The 19,632-nt window shown below is 68.1% G+C and carries 19 protein-coding genes; 4 read left to right on the forward strand and 15 right to left on the reverse strand.

Annotated features, from left to right (window positions below; all coding sequences use genetic code 11):
* The first annotated feature begins 39 nt into the window (after positions 1-39).
* Both AC07OH_RS13720 and AC07OH_RS13725 read left to right on the forward strand, forming a co-directional pair.
* A complete protein-coding gene (locus AC07OH_RS13720; protein ID WP_495301052.1) occupies positions 40-1,785 on the forward strand; it encodes a proline--tRNA ligase in 1,746 nt (581 codons plus the stop codon).
* Positions 1,782-2,450: a lytic transglycosylase domain-containing protein gene (locus AC07OH_RS13725; protein ID WP_495301053.1), complete on the forward strand. Its 669-nt coding sequence runs from the start codon at positions 1,782-1,784 to the stop codon at positions 2,448-2,450. The genes AC07OH_RS13720 and AC07OH_RS13725 overlap by 4 nt, the downstream gene beginning before the upstream one ends.
* Positions 2,451-2,460: 10 nt before the next feature.
* Here the strand turns inward: AC07OH_RS13725 and paeA are convergent, their stop codons facing one another.
* The 5 genes from paeA to hemA form a co-directional block, all read right to left on the reverse strand.
* A complete protein-coding gene (gene paeA, locus AC07OH_RS13730; RefSeq protein ID WP_492677266.1) occupies positions 2,461-3,780 on the reverse strand; it encodes a polyamine export protein PaeA in 1,320 nt (439 codons plus the stop codon).
* Between the two features lie 92 nt (positions 3,781-3,872).
* A complete protein-coding gene (gene grxD / locus AC07OH_RS13735) occupies positions 3,873-4,202 on the reverse strand; it encodes a Grx4 family monothiol glutaredoxin (RefSeq protein WP_056578246.1) in 330 nt (109 codons plus the stop codon).
* Positions 4,203-4,234: 32 nt separating this feature from the next.
* Complete coding sequence (gene prmC / locus AC07OH_RS13740; protein ID WP_495301054.1) at positions 4,235-5,092, reverse strand: peptide chain release factor N(5)-glutamine methyltransferase; 858 nt, start codon at positions 5,090-5,092, stop codon at positions 4,235-4,237.
* Positions 5,092-6,180 (reverse strand): peptide chain release factor 1, encoded by a 1,089-nt coding sequence (gene prfA, locus AC07OH_RS13745; protein ID WP_492728664.1) that lies wholly within the window; start codon positions 6,178-6,180, stop codon positions 5,092-5,094. Before prfA ends, prmC begins: the two co-directional genes overlap by 1 nt.
* Before the next feature lie 104 nt (positions 6,181-6,284).
* Positions 6,285-7,559 (reverse strand): glutamyl-tRNA reductase, encoded by a 1,275-nt coding sequence (gene hemA / locus AC07OH_RS13750; protein WP_062474496.1) that lies wholly within the window; start codon positions 7,557-7,559, stop codon positions 6,285-6,287.
* A 111-nt stretch (positions 7,560-7,670) separates the two neighbouring features.
* On the opposite strand from hemA, the gene AC07OH_RS13755 reads away from it, so the two are divergent.
* Positions 7,671-7,949: a hypothetical protein gene (locus tag AC07OH_RS13755; protein ID WP_495301055.1), complete on the forward strand. Its 279-nt coding sequence runs from the start codon at positions 7,671-7,673 to the stop codon at positions 7,947-7,949.
* 7 nt (positions 7,950-7,956) lie between these two features.
* On the opposite strand, the gene AC07OH_RS13760 is transcribed toward AC07OH_RS13755, so the two are convergent.
* The 4 genes from AC07OH_RS13760 to AC07OH_RS13775 form a co-directional block, all read right to left on the reverse strand.
* A complete protein-coding gene (locus AC07OH_RS13760) occupies positions 7,957-8,475 on the reverse strand; it encodes a GNAT family N-acetyltransferase (RefSeq protein ID WP_495301056.1) in 519 nt (172 codons plus the stop codon).
* A complete protein-coding gene (locus AC07OH_RS13765) occupies positions 8,475-9,269 on the reverse strand; it encodes an ABC transporter ATP-binding protein (RefSeq protein WP_192193320.1) in 795 nt (264 codons plus the stop codon). Before AC07OH_RS13765 ends, AC07OH_RS13760 begins: the two co-directional genes overlap by 1 nt.
* Complete coding sequence (locus tag AC07OH_RS13770; RefSeq protein ID WP_062474491.1) at positions 9,269-10,165, reverse strand: ABC transporter permease; 897 nt, start codon at positions 10,163-10,165, stop codon at positions 9,269-9,271. The genes AC07OH_RS13765 and AC07OH_RS13770 overlap by 1 nt, the downstream gene beginning before the upstream one ends.
* Before the next feature lie 80 nt (positions 10,166-10,245).
* Positions 10,246-11,223 carry an ABC transporter substrate-binding protein gene (locus AC07OH_RS13775; RefSeq protein WP_174250233.1) on the reverse strand — a complete coding sequence of 326 codons (978 nt, stop codon included), beginning with the start codon at positions 11,221-11,223 and terminating at the stop codon, positions 10,246-10,248.
* 225 nt (positions 11,224-11,448) lie between these two features.
* Here AC07OH_RS13775 and AC07OH_RS13780 point away from each other — a divergent pair, with 225 nt between their 5' ends.
* Positions 11,449-11,919 (forward strand): Lrp/AsnC family transcriptional regulator, encoded by a 471-nt coding sequence (locus AC07OH_RS13780; RefSeq protein WP_056578260.1) that lies wholly within the window; start codon positions 11,449-11,451, stop codon positions 11,917-11,919.
* Between the two features lie 13 nt (positions 11,920-11,932).
* Here the strand turns inward: AC07OH_RS13780 and AC07OH_RS13785 are convergent, their stop codons facing one another.
* From AC07OH_RS13785 to ugpB, 6 genes are all read right to left on the reverse strand, one after another.
* Positions 11,933-14,440, reverse strand: coding sequence for a DUF3772 domain-containing protein (locus tag AC07OH_RS13785; protein ID WP_495301057.1), 2,508 nt, complete (start codon positions 14,438-14,440; stop codon positions 11,933-11,935).
* A gap of 51 nt (positions 14,441-14,491) precedes the next feature.
* Positions 14,492-15,238: a glycerophosphodiester phosphodiesterase gene (gene ugpQ / locus AC07OH_RS13790; RefSeq protein ID WP_495301058.1), complete on the reverse strand. Its 747-nt coding sequence runs from the start codon at positions 15,236-15,238 to the stop codon at positions 14,492-14,494.
* Positions 15,239-15,241: 3 nt separating this feature from the next.
* On the reverse strand, positions 15,242-16,249 hold the full coding sequence (gene ugpC, locus AC07OH_RS13795) for a sn-glycerol-3-phosphate ABC transporter ATP-binding protein UgpC (RefSeq protein ID WP_056578265.1): 1,008 nt from the start codon (positions 16,247-16,249) through the stop codon (positions 15,242-15,244).
* A 2-nt stretch (positions 16,250-16,251) separates the two neighbouring features.
* Positions 16,252-17,103: a sn-glycerol-3-phosphate ABC transporter permease UgpE gene (gene ugpE / locus AC07OH_RS13800; RefSeq protein ID WP_062474482.1), complete on the reverse strand. Its 852-nt coding sequence runs from the start codon at positions 17,101-17,103 to the stop codon at positions 16,252-16,254.
* Positions 17,104-17,145: 42 nt separating this feature from the next.
* On the reverse strand, positions 17,146-18,027 hold the full coding sequence (ugpA, locus tag AC07OH_RS13805; protein WP_489059764.1) for a sn-glycerol-3-phosphate ABC transporter permease UgpA: 882 nt from the start codon (positions 18,025-18,027) through the stop codon (positions 17,146-17,148).
* 98 nt (positions 18,028-18,125) lie between these two features.
* Positions 18,126-19,436: a sn-glycerol-3-phosphate ABC transporter substrate-binding protein UgpB gene (ugpB, locus tag AC07OH_RS13810; protein ID WP_489059762.1), complete on the reverse strand. Its 1,311-nt coding sequence runs from the start codon at positions 19,434-19,436 to the stop codon at positions 18,126-18,128.
* Positions 19,437-19,632 lie beyond the last annotated feature (196 nt).

The following is a 19,632-nucleotide window of genomic DNA, read 5'->3' on the forward strand; positions in this document are numbered from 1 at the left end:
TGTCTCCCTCCTCACTTCGAACCCACCTGCGCGATCCCGATGAAAGCTTCCCGATTTTTTGTCTCCACCCTGAAGGAAGCGCCCGCTGACGCCGAGGTCGCGAGCCATCGGCTCATGATGCGCGCCGGCATGATCAAGAAGCTCGGCACGGGCATCTACACGTACATGCCCATGGGCCTGCGCGTGATCCGCAAGGTCGAGGCCATCGTGCGCGAGGAAATGAACCGCGCCGGCGCCGTCGAGCTCACGATGCCCGTGGTGCAGCCGGCCGAGTTCTGGCAGGAGACCGGCCGCTTCGACAAGATGGGCCCTGAGCTCTTGCGCATCAAGGACCGCCACGACCGCGACTTCGTGATCCAGCCCACCAGCGAAGAGGTGGTGACCGACATCGCGCGCCAGGAAATCCGCAGCTACAAGCAGCTGCCGAAGAATTTCTACCAGATCCAGACCAAGTTCCGCGACGAGCGCCGTCCGCGCTTCGGCCTGATGCGCGGGCGCGAGTTCATCATGAAGGACGCCTACAGCTTCGACCGCGACCTCGACGCGGCCAAGGCCAGCTACCAGGTGATGGCGCAGGCCTACCGCAACATCTTCGACCGCTTCGGCCTGCGCTACCGCGCCGTCGCGGCGGACAGCGGCGCCATCGGCGGCGACCTGAGCGAAGAGTTCCAAGTGATCGCCGCCACCGGCGAAGACGCCATCGTCTACTGCCCCGACAGCAATTACGCCGCCAACATGGAAAAGGCCGAGGCCCTGGCCCCGGCGGGCCCGCGTCCCGCCGCCGCCAACGCGCTCGAGAAGACGCCCACGCCCGGCAAGAGCACCTGCGCCGACGTGGCCGAGCTGCTCGGCGTGCCGCTGGCCACCACGGTCAAGTCGTTGGTGCTGGCCACCGACGTCCTCGACGCCGCTGGCAACATCAAGGGCGCGCAAGTCTGGCTGCTGCTGCTGCGCGGCGACCACGACATGAACGAGATCAAGGTCAGCAAGCTGCCCGGCCTGGACAAGGGCTTCCGCTTTGCCACCACCGCCGAGATCGACGAGCACTTCGGATGCAAGCCGGGCTACCTCGGCCCGCTGAACCTCAAGAAGCCCGTCAAGCTCGTGGCCGACCGCGAGGCCGCCGTGCTGGCCGACTGGATCACCGGCGCCAATGAGATCGACTTTCACATGACCGGCGTCAACTGGGGCCGCGACCTGCCCGAGCCCGACCTGGTCGCCGACCTGCGCAACGTGGTCGCCGGCGACGCCTCGCCCGACGGCAAGGGCGTGCTGGCCATCGAGCGCGGCATCGAGGTGGGCCACGTCTTCGTGCTCGGCACCAAGTACAGCAAGGACATGAACGCCACCTACCTCGACGAAGGCGGCAAGCCGCAGTTCCTCGAGATGGGCTGCTACGGCATCGGCATCACGCGCCTGCCGGCCGCCGCCATCGAACAGAACCACGACGAGCGCGGCATCATCTGGCCCGACGCGCTGGCACCGTTCACCGTGGTGGTCTGCCCGATCGGCATGGACCGCAGCCCCGAGGTCAAGGTCGCGGCCGAAGCGCTCTATGAAGAGTTGCTGGCCAAGGGCGTTGACGTGCTGCTCGACGACCGCGGCGAGCGCCCGGGCGCGATGTTCGCCGACTGGGAGCTGATCGGCGTGCCGCACCGCGTGGTCATCTCCGACCGCGGCCTCAAGGAGGGCCAGCTCGAGTACCAGGGCCGGCGCGACACCGCCGCCACCAAGGTGCCCGCGGCCGGCATCGCCGACTTCATCGCCGGCAAGCTCGCGGCATGAGCGTGGCAGGGGGCCTTTCGCGACGCAGCTGCCTGCTGGGCAGCGTTGCGGCAGGCGCCCTGACGACGCTGGCGCTGCCCCAGGTGGCCTGGGCCGGCGCGCAGATCGAGGAGCCGCTGATCGACTCGGTGCGCACCGCGCTGAGCTCGGCCATCCACAACAAGGCGCCGCCGGTGCCGCAGTTCGCCGACACCGAGGCCCGCCTCGCGTATCTGCGGTGGCTCGGCGAGATGAGCGAGCGCCTGCGCAAGAAGGTCGCCGACCCGGCCACCCGCATCGAGTTCCTGCAGACCGTCTGGTACGAGGCCAAGCGCTCGGGGCTCGATGTGAGCCTGGTGCTGGGCCTGATCCAGGTCGAGAGCAACTTCCGCAAGTTCGCGGTCTCCAGTGCGGGCGCGCGCGGCTACATGCAGGTGATGCCGTTCTGGACCCGTGTGATCGGCGACAGCGATTCCGCCAAGCTGTTCCACATGCAGACCAACCTGCGCTTCGGCTGCGTGATCCTGCGCCACTACCTCGACCGCGAGAAGGGCGACCTGTTCATGACGCTGGGCCGCTACAACGGCAGCCGGGGCCGGGCGCCGTACCCGGACGCCGTGTTCGCGAACCAGCGGCTTTGGGCGTACGCCGACAAGGACCGCGAGCGCGACCGCTCGGCCGCCTGAACACTGTCGCTCAGTCGGCGACCACGGCCTTCGCGGTGGCCGAGCCCCTGGTCACCATCACTTGGTCGATGCGGTAGCTGTCGACGTCCATCACCTCGAAGGTGTAGCCGCCCCAGGTCACGCTGTCCGTGCGCTTGGGCACGCGACGCAGCATCACCATCAGGAAGCCCGCCAGCGTCTCGTATTCCTCGGCATGCGGCAGCTCGTCGATGTGCAGGGCGCGCTGCACGTCCTGGATCGGTGTAATGCCGTCGATGAGCCACGAGTTCTCGTCGCGCTTCACGATCTGTTCTTCTTCGGGCGTCGAGGTCGACACCAGGTCGCCCATCACCGTGCTCATCACGTCGTTGAGCGTGATCACGCCCACCACCAGGCTGTACTCGTTGACGATGATCGCGAAGTCTTCGCGCGCCTGCTGGAACTGCTCGAGCACCTCGGTGAGTGAAAGGCGGTCGGGAATCACCAGCGCCTTGTGCAGCGTCAGGCCCTGGTCGAAGGCCAGTGGCTGGCCGCTGAGCACGCGCTGGAACATGTCCTTGGCGTCCACGTAGCCCAGCACGTGGTCGATGTCGCCGTCGCACACCGGGTAGGCCGAGAACGGCTCGGCCACGATGCGCGCACGCAGCACCGACTCGGGGTCGTCGTGCAAAAACCAGGCAATGCTCTCGCGCGCGGTCATCACGCTGCTGACGAGGCGTGTTTCCAGCTCGAACACGTTGGCGATCACCTGCTGCTCGCGCGCCGCCAGCACGCCGGCCTGCGCACCCGCCTCGGTCATGGCGAGGATGTCGGCCGAGGTGATCTTGTCGTCGCGCGCCATCGGCATGCCCAGCACCTTGAACAGCAGGTCGGTCGCGCGCGTGAAGAACCACACCAGCGGCTTGAAGGCGGTGATCAGCAACAGCATCGGCCCGACGATGCGCACCGCGAGCCGTTCGGGCGCGCTCATGCCCAGGCGCTTGGGGAACAGGTCGGCGAACACCAGGAACACCGCGATCACGATCACGAACGAGCACAGGAAGGCGATGTTGGCCGCGACCTCCACGCTCAGCCAGTTCTCGAAGAAGCGGGCGAAATACGGGCTCAGCGAGCCTTCGCCCACCACGCCGCCGAGGATCGCCACGGCGTTCAGGCCGATCTGGACCACGGTGAAGTAGTGGCCCGGCTGCTCCTGCACGCGCAGCACTTTTTCCGCGCGCGGGTCGCCCTCGTCGGCCATCTGGCGCAGACGCAGGCGGCGCGAGGCGGCCAGGCAGATTTCGGCGAGGGAGAAGAAGGCGCTCATCGCGATCAGCAGCGCGATGATGAGCAGGCTTTGGGTGAGAGTCATGGCGGCACGTTGTAGACCGCCATGGTGCCATGACTGGCACCGGGTTCGGGCGCGCGCGGGGCGCGGCGCCCGTCAAACAGGGAGCGGAAGGCTCAGGCGGACGCGCCGCCGCCAATCACCTGCTGCAGCTCGCCCGACTCGTACATCTCCATCATGATGTCCGAGCCGCCCACGAATTCGCCCTTCACGTAGAGCTGGGGGATGGTGGGCCAGTTGCTGTATTCCTTGATGCCCTGGCGGATGCCGTCGTCTTCGAGCACGTTGACGGTCTTGAGCGCCTTGGTGTCGACGCCGACGGCCTTGAGGATCTGGATGGCGCGGCCCGAGAAGCCGCACATCGGGAAGCTGGCGTTGCCCTTCATGAAGAGCACGAGTTCGTTGGATTTGACGAGGTCGTCGATGCGTTGTTGAGCGTCGGACATGGGGACTCCTGAAGAAAAGTGGGCTGGGGGGATTATTTCACCGTGCGCCAGATGCCGCCGGAGCAGCGCGCGATGCCGGCGAGGTCGTCACGGCTTTGCACCTCGGCAAAACCGCGCTCGGCCAGCAACTGGCGCACGGCCTCGGCCTGGTCGTGGCCGTGCTCCAGCAGCAGCCAGCCGCCGTCGGCCAGGTGGGTGGGCGCGTCGCGCACGATCTGGCGGATGTCGTCCAGGCCGTCGGCGCCCGCGACCAGCGCGCGGGTGGGCTCGTGGCGTAACGCGGGCAGGTGCGGGTCGCCGGCGGCGATGTACGGCGGGTTGCTGGCGATGACCGCGTAGCCGTCGGCGGCGCCGTCGAGCCAGCTCGATTCGGTGAAGCGCACCGGCAGGCCCAGGCGCTGTGCGTTGGCCCGGGCCACCGCGAGCGCGTCGGCGCTGGCGTCGACCGCGTCGACCTGCGCGTCGGGGCGCGCATGCTGCAGCGCCAGCGCGATCGCGCCGCTGCCCGTGCCGAGGTCGAGCACGCGCGGGGCGGGGCGGCCGTCCGGAGCGGCAAGGCAGGCCAGGGCCCACTCGACCAGCGTCTCGGTGTCGGGCCGCGGCACCAGCACGCGGGCGTCGACCTGCAGCTGCAGGCCATGGAATTCCTTCTCGCCCAGCAGGTAGGCGACCGGTTCGCCCGCCGTGCGGCGCGACAGCTGGCGCGCAAACGCGGGCCAGGCCTCGCCGGGAAAGGGATCGGTGTCGTGCGCGAGCAGCCAGGCGCGGTCGTTCACGGGGCGGCCCAGCGCGTGCAGCAGCAGCAGCTGGGCGTCGAGGCGGTCGATGCCCAGGGCCATGGCCGCGGCCAGTGCCTGCGCCACGGTGGACGGTGCGGAGGCTTCGGGCATCACGCGGGCAGGCTCGATTCCAGCTCGGCCAGCTGCTCGGCCTCGCGCGCGGCGCGCAGCGCCTCGAGCACGTCGCCCAGGTCGCCTTCCATGATGGCGAGCAGCTTGTAGAGCGTGAGGTTGATGCGGTGGTCGGTGAGCCGGCCCTGCGGGAAGTTGTAGGTGCGGATGCGGTCCGAGCGGTCGCCGCTGCCGATCAGGCCCTTGCGCATGGCGGCGTCCTTGGCGGCGCGCTCGCTGCGTTCCTTCTCCTGGATGCGCGCCGACAGCACCTGCAGCGCCTTGGCCTTGTTGCGGTGCTGGCTGCGGTCGTCCTGGCACTCGGCCACGATGCCGGTCGGGATGTGCGTGATGCGCACGGCCGAGTCGGTCTTGTTGATGTGCTGGCCGCCGGCGCCGCTGGCGCGGTAGGTGTCGATGCGCAGGTCGGCCGGGTTGATCTGCACCGCCACGGTCTCGTCGGGCTCGGCCAGCACGGCGACCGTGCAGGCGCTCGTGTGGATGCGGCCCTGCGTCTCGGTGGCCGGCACGCGCTGCACGCGGTGGCCGCCCGACTCGAAGCGCAGGTGGCCGAACACGTCGTCGCCGACGATGCGGATCACCACTTCCTTGTAGCCGCCGAGCTCGCTCTCGCTTTCGCTCACCACCTCGCAGCGCCAGCCGGCGCGCTCGCAGTAGCGCGTGTACATGCGCAGCAGGTCGCCCGCGAACAGCGCCGACTCGTCGCCGCCCGTGCCGGCGCGGATTTCCATGAAGGCGTTGCGCGCGTCGTCGGGGTCCTTGGGCAGCAGCAGGCGCTGGAGTTCGTCTTCGAGCTGCACCAGCTCGGCCTCGGCACCGGCGATTTCTTCCCTGGCCATCTCGGCCATGTCGGGGTCGTCGAGCATTTCCTTCGCGCCCGCGATGTCGGCTTCGCGCTGCTTGAAGCGCTCATAGCGGCCGGCGATCTGCGTGACCTCGGCGTGCTCGCGCGAGATGGTGCGGTACTGCGCCATGTCGCTCATGATGTCTTCGCGCGAGAGCAGGAAGTCGAGCTCGCCCAGGCGTTGGGCGTAGCGTTCGAGTTGGTGGCGCAGAAAGGATTTCACGACGGAAGGGGCTCGAAAAATGGGGAGGGGAACGCCGCAGTGCAGCGGCAGGGCGCATGAAAAGCGCGGCCCGCGCGGCGGCGAGCCATCGGCGAGCGTCGTCGCTAACGCTCTTTGCGCAGGAACAGGCGCGAGAGCGTCTGCGCCGTCTGTTCGCGCGAGGCGGCATCGCCTGCGTGCAGCTCGGCCATGGCGCCGTGCATCATCTTCTGCGTGAGGCCGCGCGACATGGCTTCGAGCACGGCATCGATCGATTCGCCCTTGGCCAGCAGCTTGCGCGCGCGGGCCATTTCGGTGGCGCGCCATTCGTCGGCCTGCGCGTTGAGCTGCTGGATCAGCGGCACGGTGCCGCGCTGGCCCAGCCAGTGCATGAAGCTCTGCACGCCGGCGTCGATGATGACTTCGGCCTGTGCCACGGCGGCCTGGCGGTTGGCCTGGCCCTGCTGCACGACCTGGGCGAGGTCGTCCACGGTGTACAGGTAGATGTCTTCGAGGGCCTTCACCTCGGGTTCGATGTCGCGCGGCACGGCCAGGTCGACCATGAACATCGGGCGGTGCTTGCGTGCCTTGAGCGCGCGCTCCACGGCGCCCAGGCCGATGATCGGCAGCGTGCTCGCGGTGCAGCTGATGACGATGTCGAACTCGGCCAGCCGCGCCGGCAGGTCGGCCAGCCGCATGGCTTCGCCGCCGAAGCGCGAGGCCAGCTTTTCGCCGCGCTCCAGCGTGCGGTTGGCGATGGCGATGGCCTTGGGCTCCTTGGCCGCAAAGTGCGTGGCCGCGAGGTCGATCATTTCGCCCGCGCCGACGAACAGCACGCGGGTCTTGCGCAGGTCTTCGAACAGCTGGCCGGCCAGGCGCACGGCGGCGGCGGCCATGCTGATCGAATGGGCACCGATCTCGGTGGCGGTGCGCACTTCCTTCGCGACCGCGAACGAGCGCTGGAACAGCTGGTTGAGCGTGCTGCCGAGCGCGCCGGCGGTTTCGGCCGCGCGCACGGCGTCCTTCATCTGGCCCAGGATCTGGGCCTCGCCGAGCACCATGGAGTCGAGCCCGCTGGCCACGCGGAAGGCATGGCGCGCGGCTTCGTCGTCGTGCAGGGTGTAGGCGTGCGAGCGCAGCAGGGCAGGGGCCACGCCGCCGCTCTGGGCCAGCCAGCCGAAGGTGTGGTCGAGCGCGATGTGCTCGGAGGCGCAGTAGATCTCGGTGCGGTTGCAGGTCGAGATGATCGCGGCCTCGACCTGCGGGTGGCTGCTGTTTCCGGCGAAAGAGCTGCGCAGGCTGTGCAGCGTCGGGGCGATCTGGTCGAGCGCGAACGCGAAACGACCGCGCAGATCGAGCGGCGCGGTCGTGTGGTTCAAGCCGAGAGCCCAGACTGACATGTCCATGATTATAAAATCAGCAGCCGGGCGAGGTTTGCCGAGGGGCAAATGGCTTTCCCTATGACAGCCATATGCGCCGCCACATGGCCTTGCGCTCACTCACAGCCCCTCATGGACCTGCTGGACCTCTTCAACCACCTGCTTAATTTTGCGGCACCTGCGGCCTTCATCGCCCTGGTGCTGGTGGCGGTCGGGCGCTTTCTCGGCGGCCCGCGCACCGGCATTCCGTACTGGTGGAAGCAATGGGCGATCACCTTCGGGGCCGGCCTGCTGACCTCGCTGGCCGGGCTGATCCTCACGGGACGCGACGGCGCGATGGCCACCTATGCCGCGCTGGCGGTGGTCTGCGGCACCGTGCAGTGGATCGTGATGCGCGGCTGGGGCCGCTGAGCCGGCGTCAGTCGAGCCGGCGGGCCATGTAGACCGAGTCCCCGGGGTAGGTCGCCAGCCGGGCCTGCTGCGCGTCGTCGGCCGGCACCGTGGCCACATAACCCTGGCGCTCCCAGAACCCGATCGAAGCCTGCACCGACACCAGCGTCGAATGCCGCCAGCCGGCGCGCAGCGCGTGGGCCCAGGCATGGCGCACGAGGCGCGGCCCCAAGCCCAACCCCGAGGCTTCGGGGTGCACCGCCAGGTCGTGCAGGTACAGCGCGTCGGCGTCGGGCGCCACCTCGAAGTCGCCATGCAGCGGCGTGAGCTTGCCGCGCTGCGAGGGGTAGGCCGCCAGGTAGGCCCGCACGGCGCCGCCGTGCTCGGCCACCCAGCCGGTGTGCGGCGAGGCCGCCAGCCGCCGCGCGATGAGCACGCCGTCCTCCACGAACCCCGCGCCGTAGCAGGCGAGCTGGATCGCCAGCACCGCGTCGAGGTCGTCGGCGCGCATGTCGCGCACGAGGAGAGCGGAAGGCGTCGCGTCCATCAGGCCAGCAGCAGCTTGTCGTCGTCCAGCTTCTCGCCGCGCGTCTGCTCGAACATGCGCAGCAGGTCGGGCACGTCCAGGCCCGCGCGCTGGTCGCCGGCCACGTCGAGGATGACCTGGCCTTCGTGCAGCATCACGGTGCGCGAACCGTAGTCCAGCGCCTGGCGCATGCTGTGCGTGACCATCATCGCGGTGAGCTGGCTGCCTTCGACGATCTTGGCGGTGAGCTCCAGCACGAAGGCGGCGGTCTTCGGGTCGAGCGCGGCCGTGTGCTCATCGAGCAGCAGGATGCGCGAGGGCCGCAGCGAGGCCATCAGCAGGCTCACGGCCTGGCGCTGGCCGCCCGAGAGCAGGCCGATGCGGTCGGCCAGGCGGTTTTCCAGGCCCAGCTTCAGGATCGACAGCTTTTCGCGGAACAGCTCGCGCAGGTTGCGGTTGAGCGAAAAGCCGAAGCCGCGCCGCTCGCCGCGCTTCCACGCCAGCGCCATGTTTTCCTCGATGGTCAGCGCCTCGCAGGTGCCGGCCATCGGATCCTGGAACACGCGCGCCACCATGCCCGAGCGTTGCCAGGCGTTCAGGCGGGTCACGTCCTTGCCGTCGATCTCCAGGCGACCCTTGTCGACCATCAGGTCACCGCTGATCGCATTGAGGAAGGTCGACTTGCCCGCACCGTTGGAGCCGATCACGGTGACGAACTGGCCGGTCGGAATGTCCAGGCTCAGGCCGCGCAGCACGCGGTTCTCGATCGGCGTGCCCGGATTGAAGGTGATTTCGAGTTGTTGGGCGCGCAGCATCAGTTCTTCCCCTTGAAGAGTCCGCCCAGCTTGCGCTTGTAGGCGGGCACCAGCAGCGCGAACGCCACCAGCACGGCGGTGACCAGGTTCAGGTCCTGCGCTTGCAGGCCCATGAAGTCGGTGTTCAGCGCCATCGCGATGAAGAAGCGGTACAGCAGCGCACCCAGCACGCAGGCCAGCGTGGTGATGACCATGCTGCGCGCGGGCAGCAGGGTCTCGCCGATGATCACGGCGGCCAGGCCGATCACGATCGTGCCCACGCCCATCGAGATGTCGGCCGTGCCCTGGCTCTGCGCGAACAGCGCGCCGGCCAGCGCCACCAGCGCGTTGGAGAGCGCCAGGCCCGCCATGGTCTGGAAGTCGGTCGAGATGCCCTGGGCCCGCGCCATGCGCGCGTTGCCGCCGGTGGCGCGCATCGCCAGGCCGGCTTCGGAGGCAAAGAACAGGTCGACGACGATCTTGGCTGCGATCACGATGATCAGCAGCAACAGCGGCTTGGCCCACTGCTCGGGCATGCCGCCGAAGCTGACCATGCTGAATACCGTGGGTTCGGTGATGAGCGCCACGTTGGGCTTGCCCATCACGCGCAGGTTGATGGAGTACAGCGCGATCATCACCAGGATGCTCGCGAGCAGCTGCATGATCTTCAGCTTGACGTTGAGCCAGGCCGTGAGCCAGCCCGAGGCGGCACCGGCCACGCAGGCCACGGCCGTGGCGGCGGCGGGGTTCCAGCCCGCGACGATCAGCGTCGCGGCCACGGCGGCGCCCAGCGGAAAGCTGCCGTCCACCGTGAGGTCGGGAAAGTTGATGATGCGAAACGACATGAAGACGCCCAACGCGACCAGTCCGAAAATCAGACCGATCTCGATGGCGCCCAGCGAAGCAATGAGGGACATGGGGGCTTCCGGCGGGAGCGCAGTCGGCGGGCCCCGGCGCCCGGCCTGCGCCGGGAGCGGAAGGCCCGCCGGGGCGGCGTTTACTTGGTGCTGACGACCTTCGCCGACTTCAGCAGCGCGTCCGACAGGGTCACGCCCTGCAGCTTGGCCGCGCCGGGGTTCACCACCAGCTCGAAGTTGGTGCTGGTCTGCGAGGCGATGGTGCCGGGCTTCTCGCCCTTGAGGATGCGCACCACGATCTTGCCGGTCTGGCGGCCGATGTCGGTGTAGTTCAGGCCCAGCGCGGCCACGGCGCCGCGCTCGACGGTGGCGGTGTCGGCGGCCACCACGGGCAGCTTGGCCTGCTGGGCCACCTTCACGATGCCCTCGAAGGCCGAGACCACGTTGTTGTCGGTGGGCGTGTAGATCACGTCGGCCTTGCCGACCAGGCTCTGGGCAGCGGTGGGCACGTCGACCGTGCGCGCGGCGGCGGCTTCGACCACCGTCATGCCGGCGGCCGAGGCGGCCTTCTTGAGCGACTCGACGATGGCCACCGAGTTGGCTTCGCCCGGGCTGTAGATCACGCCGACGCGCTTGGCGTTCGGCACGACCTTCTTGATCAGGTCGATGTGCTTCTCGAGCGGCGACAGGTCGGACACGCCGGTCACGTTGGTGCCCGAGGGCTCCCAGTTCTTCACCAGCTTGGCGGCCACCGGGTCGGTGATGGCCGAGTACACGACGGGAATCGTCTTGGTGGCGGCCACGGTCGCCTGCGCCGACGGCGTGGCGATGGCGACGATCACGTCGGGCGCGTCGCCCACGTACTTGCGGGCGATCTGGGCGGCGGTGCCCACGTTGCCCTGCGCGCTCTGGTAGGTGAACTTGAGGTTCTTGCCTGCTTCGTAGCCGGCGGCCTTCAGCTCTTCCTTCACGCCGTCGCGCACGGCGTCCAGTGCCGGGTGCTCGACGATGGCGGTCACGGCGACCGACTTGTCGGCGGCCAGGGCCGGTGCGGCGGCGAGCACGCCGAGGGCCAGGGCCACGGCGCTGAAGGGGGTGCGAAGCAAAGCGTTTTTCACGTAAGGGTCTCCGGGTGGGGAAAGGGGTGTGGGTGCGTTCGAAGCCGCCGGCAAGGCACCGGCAAAGCACCAGGGCGCGCAATTCAGCGGCCCGGCGTGGCGCAACGCCGTCCGGGCGCGTCGAAGTCTAGATCGTACTTTGCACAATTAAGGTGCATGAATGCCTCGGGCTTTCCCCGCTTTAAGAAACATAATTGCATCATTGATGCGTATGGGGAGACGAAATTGCAGATCATCGAACTCGACCGGACCGATCGGCGGATTCTGGACCACCTCCAGGCGCACGGCCGCGCGTCCAACCTGGACTTGGCCGAGGTGGCCCAGCTGTCGCCTGCGCAGTGCCTGCGGCGCCACCGGCGGCTCGAGGAACTGGGGCTGATCAGCGGCTACGCCGCGCGGCTCAATGCGCGCCACATCGGGCTGGGCGTGATCGCCTTCATCCACGTCACGATGGCGCGCGGCCATGTCGACGAGCTGCCCAAGTTCCAGGACCTGATCGCCGACATGCGCCAGATCCTGGAGTGCTACTCGGTGACCGGCGACTTCGACTACGTGCTCAAGGTGGTCGCGCGCGACCTGGAGGCGCTGTCGCAGTTCCTCATGCACACGCTGATGCACATGCCCGGCGTGTCGGCCGTGCGCTCCAGCGTGTGCCTGAACGAGATCAAGTGCACCGGGGCGCTGCCGCTCGAATAGGGCGGCAGCGGCGTCAGGTGCTGGTGGTGCCCGGCAGCGGAGACGCCGGCGTGGCCGGCGCCGGCGACGGCTCGGCGGGCAGCACCGGTGCGGGCGCAGCCATCACCAGCGTCGTGGGCGTGGCCAGCGGCAGGTCGGCCTGCTTGAGCGCGTCGAGGATCGTGAACAGCAAGTCGCTGCGCACGCCGCCCGCCAGCCGGGGGCTCGGCACGTAGGCGATGGCCTGGAAGATCAGCAGCCCGTTCTCGATGCCTTCGAGCGTGAGCGAGGGCGCCGGCGTTTCCAGCACGCCCTCGTGCGCGCGGCAGGCCTCGAGGATCAGCTCGCGCACGCGCTGCGCGTCGGTGGTCAGCGGCATGGGCAGGCGGATCAGCACGCGGCCCTCGGCGTTGGCCAGCGTCATGTTGCGCACGGTCTTGGTGATGAACTCCGAGTTCGGCACGATCAGCGTCGAGCGGTCGCCCAGCTGGATCTCGGTGGCGCGCACGTTGATGCGCCGCACGTCGCCCTCGGTGGTGCCCAGCACCACCCAGTCGCCCACCTTCACCGGCTGCTCGGCCAGCAGGATCAGCCCCGAGATGAAGTTCTGCACGATGGCCTGCAGGCCGAAACCGATGCCCACCGACAGCGCGCTTGCCACCCACGCGATGCGCTCGATGCCGATGCCCAGCGCCGACAGCGAGAACGCCACCACCAGGATGCCGCCCACGTAGCCCAGCAGCGTGGTGATCGAGCTCTGCATGCCCGGTTCGAACTGCGTGCTCGGCAGGTAGCTGCGCGAGAGCCAGCGCTTGAACACCCGCAGCACGATGAAGCCGATCACCGCCACGGCCACGGCGCTGAGGATCGCGCCCGGCACCAGCTGGAACTCGCCCACCTTCACGCCGGTGCCGAGCTTGCCGCCGCGCTGGAACACCTCGCCCGGGCCCGTGCCCAGCGGCGCGGCCAGCGCCACCAGCATGTAGAAGAACAGCGCCACGCGGCTCAGGCCCGAGAGCACCGTGGCCGCCTGGTCGAGCGTCTGCGGCGCCAGGCCGAAGCTCTTCTGCAGCCGCTGGCCGGAGGCGCTGCGCGAGGACACCACGGCCATGAACAGGTCGTCGGCGAACTTGAACAGCACGTAGAAGGCCGCCGCGACGATGCCGCTCCAGGTGAGCTGCGAGGCCAGGAAGCTCGCCAGCGCCACGTAGCCGAAGGCCACCAGCACCCAGATCGCGATCACCAGCACCACGATCAGCGCCACCAGCACCCCGACCCACATCGGCCGTTCCGGCAGGCCGGCCTCGGGCGCGTCGGCGCGCAGCGCCTTCAGGCGGTACACGACGGTGCCCACCAGCGCGGTGAGCAGCAGCGCCGTCGCCACGTGCGTGGTGACCACGGCGGCAAAGCTGGCGTCGATGAGCGCGTTGATCTCGGCCGGCGTCCACGCCAGCGCGGCCACCAGCGCCACCAGCCACGGCAGCGCCGACAGGCGCTGCGCCGTGAGGTCGGGAATGGCCGGCAGGCGCCACGACGGCCGCCCCGTGGCCAGCAGCCCGCGCCCCAGGCCGATGATGAAGGCCATGAAGGTCAGCGTCTGCGCCGTCGACTGCAGCGCCTTGCGCGCCTGCGCGTCCCACATCGCGTGGGCCTTGAGCACTTCGACGACGCCGTGCGCGGCCACGGCGACCAGCAGCACGTGCGTGGCGACGATGGCGATCACCAGCAATGAGCGGCGCAGCCGCCCGGCCGGCAGCACGCGCGTGGCCAGCCGCGCCAGCCCGCGCTCGGCGGCCCAGACGCCGAGCCAGGCGAGCAGCAGCGCGCCGATGAACGAGGCGATCACCGGCGTGCGGCTTTCGGGCTGCAGCGCTTGGTCGAAGCCGTCGCCGAGTGCCGCCCCGATCGCCTGCAGCCGTTCGAAGTCGTCGGGCCAGGCGTCGCGCAGGTCGTCCCAGAACTCGCTGCCGAGCGGCGAGGCGGCGCGGCTGGTGAGCTCGGCCTCGAACTGCTGGCGCCGCTGCGACACCACGTCGGTGCCGCGCTGGCGCACGTCGATCGCCAGCAGCTTGGCCAGGCGGATGTCCGCATCGAGCGCATTGCGCTCCTTGGTCAGCTGCGCGCGCTGGCGCGTGATGTTGGGGTCTTCGGTGGCACCGGCCGCGGGCGGGTTGCCGAGTTCGCCGAGCCGCGCGTTCAGGTCGGCCAGCTCGCCGGTGCGGGCGGCGACGAACTTGTCGGCCTGCACGCCGATCTCGTTGATCTGCGCGAGCTGCTTGCGTGCGTCGTCTTCGGCGCCCGGAACGACACTGGCGTTGGCCTTGCCCGAGGGCGCGATGCGGGCGAACTGCGCGCGCAGCTCGGCGATGGTGGGTGGCGGGGCCGCGGCGGCGGCCACGGTGTTGGCGCTGTTGTTGGGGTTGCCGTTGCCTGCGTTCATGCTGGCGTCCGGCTGCGCGAAGGCGCCGCCGCATGTCAGCAGGGCCCACAGAGCCAGGAGGGCGGGAAGGCACAGGCCCGCCAGGCGAGAGGTCCGATTCATGGCCGCATCATAGAAGCCGCCATGACGTAAGAACGGGTAAGAAATGCAGCGTCAGCCCGCGGGGCTGAACAGGTCCACCCGGTCGGTGATGATGCCGTCGGTGCCCAGGTCGATGAGCCGCTGCGCGGCCCAGTCGTCGTTCACCGTGTAGCTCAGCGAACGCAGGCCCGCGCCGTGCACCTGTGCCACGGTGGCGGCGTCCCACAGCGCGTGGTTGCAGACGATGGCCTGGCAACCCAGGCCCAGCGCGGTGTCGAGCCAGCCGTTCCAGAGCGTGTCGAGCAGCAGGCCGCGCGGCAGTTCGGGCTGTACGGCCTGGGCGCCCTTCAGTGCGTCGACCTGGAACGAGGTGAGCAGCGGCGGCACGGCCGCACCCTGCCAGAGGCGCGCGGCTTCGCGTGCCACCACTTCGCCGGTCTCGCGTTCAGTGCCGGGCGTGGGCTTGATCTCGATGTTCAGCAGCAGCTCGTTGGCACGGCAGAAGCGCGCCAGGTTCTCCAGCGTGGGCAGCGGCTCGCCCGCGAAGGCGCGCGAATGCCAGCCGCCGGCGTCGAGCTGCGACAGCGCGCCCCACGCCTGTTGGCCGCCGATGCCGTGGCCGTTGGTGGTGCGATCGAGCGTGGCGTCGTGCATCAGGAAGACCACGCCGTCGGCGCTGAGCTTGGCGTCGCACTCGAACATGCGGTAGCCGTGCGAAGCGCCGAAGCGGAAGGCCGCGAGCGTGTTCTCGGGCGCCAGCTTGCCGGCGCCGCGGTGCGCGACCCAGCGGGGGTAGGGCCAGGGGCTGCGTTCGGCCATTGCTCAGTCGGCGCGCTTGCCGGAGCCGGCGTCGAACCAATGGAGCTTGTCTTCGCGCGCGGCGATCTTCACCGTGTCGCCGGCCACCGGCGGGTGGTCGCCTTCGTCGGTGCGCATGATGATCTGTTCTTCGCCGATGCGGCCGTACACCAGGCGCTCGGCGCCCAGCAGTTCGACCTGCTCGACCTGCACCGTCCAGCCGCTTTCGTCGAGCTTCATGTGCTCGGGGCGGATGCCCAGGATCTGGCCCGGGCGCACGCCCGGGGCGTGCTTGAGCAGGTTCATCGGCGGCGAGCCGATGAAGCTCGCCACGAAGGTGGTGGCGGGCCTGGAGTACACCTCTTCGGGCGTGGCGAACTGGTCCATCACGCCGCCGTTCATCACGATGATGCGTTGCGCGAGCGTCATGGCCTCGACCTGGTCGTGCGTGACGAACAGCGAGGTGATGCCCAGCTCGCGGTGCAACTTCTGGATCTCGAGGCGGGTTTGCGCGCGCAGCTTGGCATCGAGGTTCGACAGCGGTTCGTCGAACAGGAACACGCGCGGCTGGCGCACGATGGCGCGGCCCATGGCCACGCGCTGGCGCTGGCCGCCCGAGAGCTCGCGCGGCTTGCGTTCGAGCAGGTGGCCCAGCTCGAGGATCTTGGCCGCCTTGTCGACGCGCACCTTGATCTCGGCCGTCGGCACCTTGGCGATCTTCAGGCCGTAGGCCATGTTCGCGAACACGCTCATGTGCGGGTACAGCGCGTAGTTCTGGAACACCATGGCGATGTCGCGCTCGGAGGGTTCGAGCTGGTTCACCACCTTGCCGCCGATGGCGATCTCGCCGGCCGAGATTTCCTCGAGGCCGGCCACCATGCGCAGCAGCGTCGATTTGCCGCAGCCCGAGGGGCCGACGATGACGATGAATTCATGGTCGGCGATCTCGGCGCTCACGCCGTGGATGACCTGGTTGGCTTTCGGCCCGTGGCCGTAGCGCTTGATGACGTTGCGTAGAGAGAGAGCAGCCATAGTTATTTTTCAGTGTCCACGAGGCCCTTGACGAACCACTTTTGCATCAGGATCACCACCAGCGCGGGCGGCAGCATCGCCAGGATGGCGGTGGCCATCACGACGTTCCATTCGTTCTGTCCGTCGCCGCCGGCAATCATCCGCTTGATGCCGACCACCACGGGGTACATGTCTTCGCTCGTGGTCGCGAGCAGCGGCCACAGGTACTGGTTCCAGCCGTAGATGAACTGGATCACGAACAGCGCCGCGATCGAGGTCTTCGACAGCGGCAGCAGCACATCGAAGAAGAAGCGCATGGGGCTCGCGCCGTCCATGCGCGACGCTTCGGTGAGCTCGTCGGGCACCGTGAGGAAGAACTGGCGGAACAGGAAGGTCGCCGTGGCCGACGCGATCAGCGGCACCGTCAGGCCCGCGTAGGTGTTCAGCATGTTCAGGTCGGACAGCACCTTGTAGGTGGGCAGGATGCGCACCTCCACCGGCAGCATCAGCGTCACGAAGATCGCCCAGAAGCAGATCTTCTTGAACGGGAAGCGGAAGTACACGATGGCGAAGGCCGACAGCAGCGAGATGGTGATCTTGCCGATGGCGATGACCATGGCCGTCACGAAGCTCACCCACATCATGTGCGCCACCGGGGCGTTGGAGCCCGCGCTGCTCTCGCGCCCGAACAGCGCGCCCTTGTAGCTGTCGACGATGTTCGAGCCGGGTGTCAGGGGCATCGGCGCCTGCACGATCTCCTGGGCCGTGTGCGTGGACGCCACGAACGCCAGGTAGAGCGGGAAGGCGACGATGAACACGCCCAGGATCATGATGACGTGGGCCAGGATGCCCTGCGTGCCGCGTTTCTCAACCATGCTGCGCTCCGCCCAGTTCGATTTGTTGTTCTTGTTGCTTCATCAGTACTGCACCTTCTTCTCGACGTAGCGGAACTGGATGACGGTCAGCGCCACCACGATCACCATCAGCACCACCGACTGCGCGGCCGAGCCGCCCAGGTCCAGGCCCTTGAAACCGTCGTGGTAGACCTTGTAGACTAGGATGGTCGTGTCCTTGCCCGGACCGCCCTGCGTGGCCGCATCGACGATCGCGAAGGTGTCGAAGAAGGCGTAGACCACGTTGATCACCAAGAGGAAGAAAGTGGTGGGCGACAGCAGCGGGAACTGCACGGTCCAGAAGCGGCGCCACGGGCGCGCGCCGTCGATGGCCGCGGCCTCGATCAGCGACTTCGGAATGGACTGCAGGCCGGCCAGGAAGAACAGGAAGTTGTACGAGATCTGCTTCCACACCGAGGCCATCACGATCAGCGTCATGGCGTGGCCCGAGTCGAGCAGGTGGTTCCAGTTGATGCCGATCTTGCCCAGGGCATAGGCGACCACGCCCAGCGAGGGCGAGAACATGAAGACCCACAGCACGGCCGCCACGGCGGGCGCCACGGCGTACGGCAGGATCAGCATGGTCTTGTAGAACATGCCGCCGCGGGTGATGCGGTCGGCGAACACGGCCAGCATCAGCGACAGGCTGATGCCGATGCCGGCCACCAGCACCGAGAACAGCGCGGTGGTCTTGAACGACTCGCCATAGGCCGGGTCGTCGAAGAGCTGGCGGAAGTTGTCGAACCCGACGAACTCGACCGAGGTGCCAAACGCGTCCTGCTGCTGCAGCGACTGCAACAGCGCCTGGCCGGCCGGCCAGAAGAAAAACACGAGGATCACCGCCATCTGCGGTGTCAGCAGCAGCCAGGGCAACCAGCCCGAGCGAAAGAAAACGCGTTTTTCCATGAAGCCCCTACATAAAAAATCCCGCCCGGCGCGCCCTGGAAGAAGGGCGTGCGGGGGCGGGCGATATTAGCCGGACACGGAGCCCGGATCTTTAATCGTTAGCTTTTGTTCGCCTTTTGGAAGCGTTCCAGCTGTTCGTTGCCGCGGGTCACGATGGCATCGAGGGCTTCCTTGGCCGTCTTCTTGCCGCCCCAGACCTGTTCGAGCTCTTCGTCCTCGATCGCGCGGATCTGCACGTAGTTGCCCAGGCGGATGCCGCGGCTCTTGTCGGTGACCTTGCGGATCATCTGCGTCACGGCCACGTCGGTGCCGGGGTTCTGCTTGTAGAAGCCCGATTCTTCGGTGAGCTTGTACGAAGCGGTGGTCACCGGCAGGTAGCCGGTGCGCTTATGGCTGGCGGACTGCACTTCAGGCGTCGAGATGAAGCTGAAGAACTTGGCCACGCCCTTGTACTCGGCGGCCTTCTTGCCCGACATGACCCACAGGCTGGCGCCACCGATCACGGTGTTCTGCGGTGCGCCCGGCACGTCCGGGTAGTAGGGCAGGGGTGCCAGGCCGTAGGCGAACTTGGCGTTCTTGGCCACGTTGCCGTAGAAGCCGGAAGACGTGTTGATCATGGCGCACTCGCCCGACACGAACGAGGCTTCAGGCACGTTGCCGCGGCCCTTGTAGATGAACAGGCCCTGCTTGGACATGCTGGCCAGGTTTTCGATGTGGCGCTGGTGCAGGGGCGAATTCACCTTCAGGCGCGCGTCCAGGCCCTGCAGGCCGTTGGCCTTGCTGGCGAATTCCACGTTGTGCCAGGCCGAGAAGCTCTCGACCTGCGTCCAGTTCTGCCAGGCCGTGGTGAACGGGCACTTGTGGCCGCTGGCCTTGAGCTTGGCGGCGGCAGCGACCACTTCGGGCCAGGTGGCGGGTGCCTTGTCGGTGGGCAGGCCGGCCGCCTTGAAGGCGTCCTTGTTGAAATAGAAGATGGTGGTCGAGCTGTTGAACGGGAAGCTCAGCATCTGGCCGTTGGGGGCGGTGTAGTAACCGGCCACGGCGGGGATGTAGGCGGCCGGGTCGAACTTCTCGCCCGCGTCCTTCATGACCTGGCCGACCGGAATGACGGCGCCCTTGCTGGCCATCATGGTGGCGGTGCCCACTTCGAACACCTGCAGGATGTGCGGCGCGTTGCCCGAGCGGAAGGCCGCGATGGAGGCCGTCATCGATTCGTCGTACGTGCCCTTGAAGGTCGGCACGACCTTGTAGTCCTTCTGGCTCTCGTTGAACTGCTTGGCCAGGTCGTTGACCCACTCGTTGTTGACGGCGGTCATGGAATGCCACCACTGGATCTCGGTCTGGGCCTGGGCTGCATTGAACAGCGTGGCGGCCAGCGCCGATGCCAACGCGAGCGTCTTGAATCGCATGAAGACTCCTGAAGGGAAAAATGGAAAGCGCGAATGCTAGGGCATGTGCGTGACACAGCCGCGTCACATTGGGGCACGGACCCGGGGGCTATTCCAATCGGGGAAACCCCTTTGGCGCCAAGCCCGGCGCGGGTTGCGGGGCTCATGCTGCGCTGCACCATGCTAGCATCGTCCTCCCCTTTTTTGGCCTAGCTTG

It is taken from the genome of Variovorax sp. GW821-FHT10C12 (assembly GCF_059415405.1).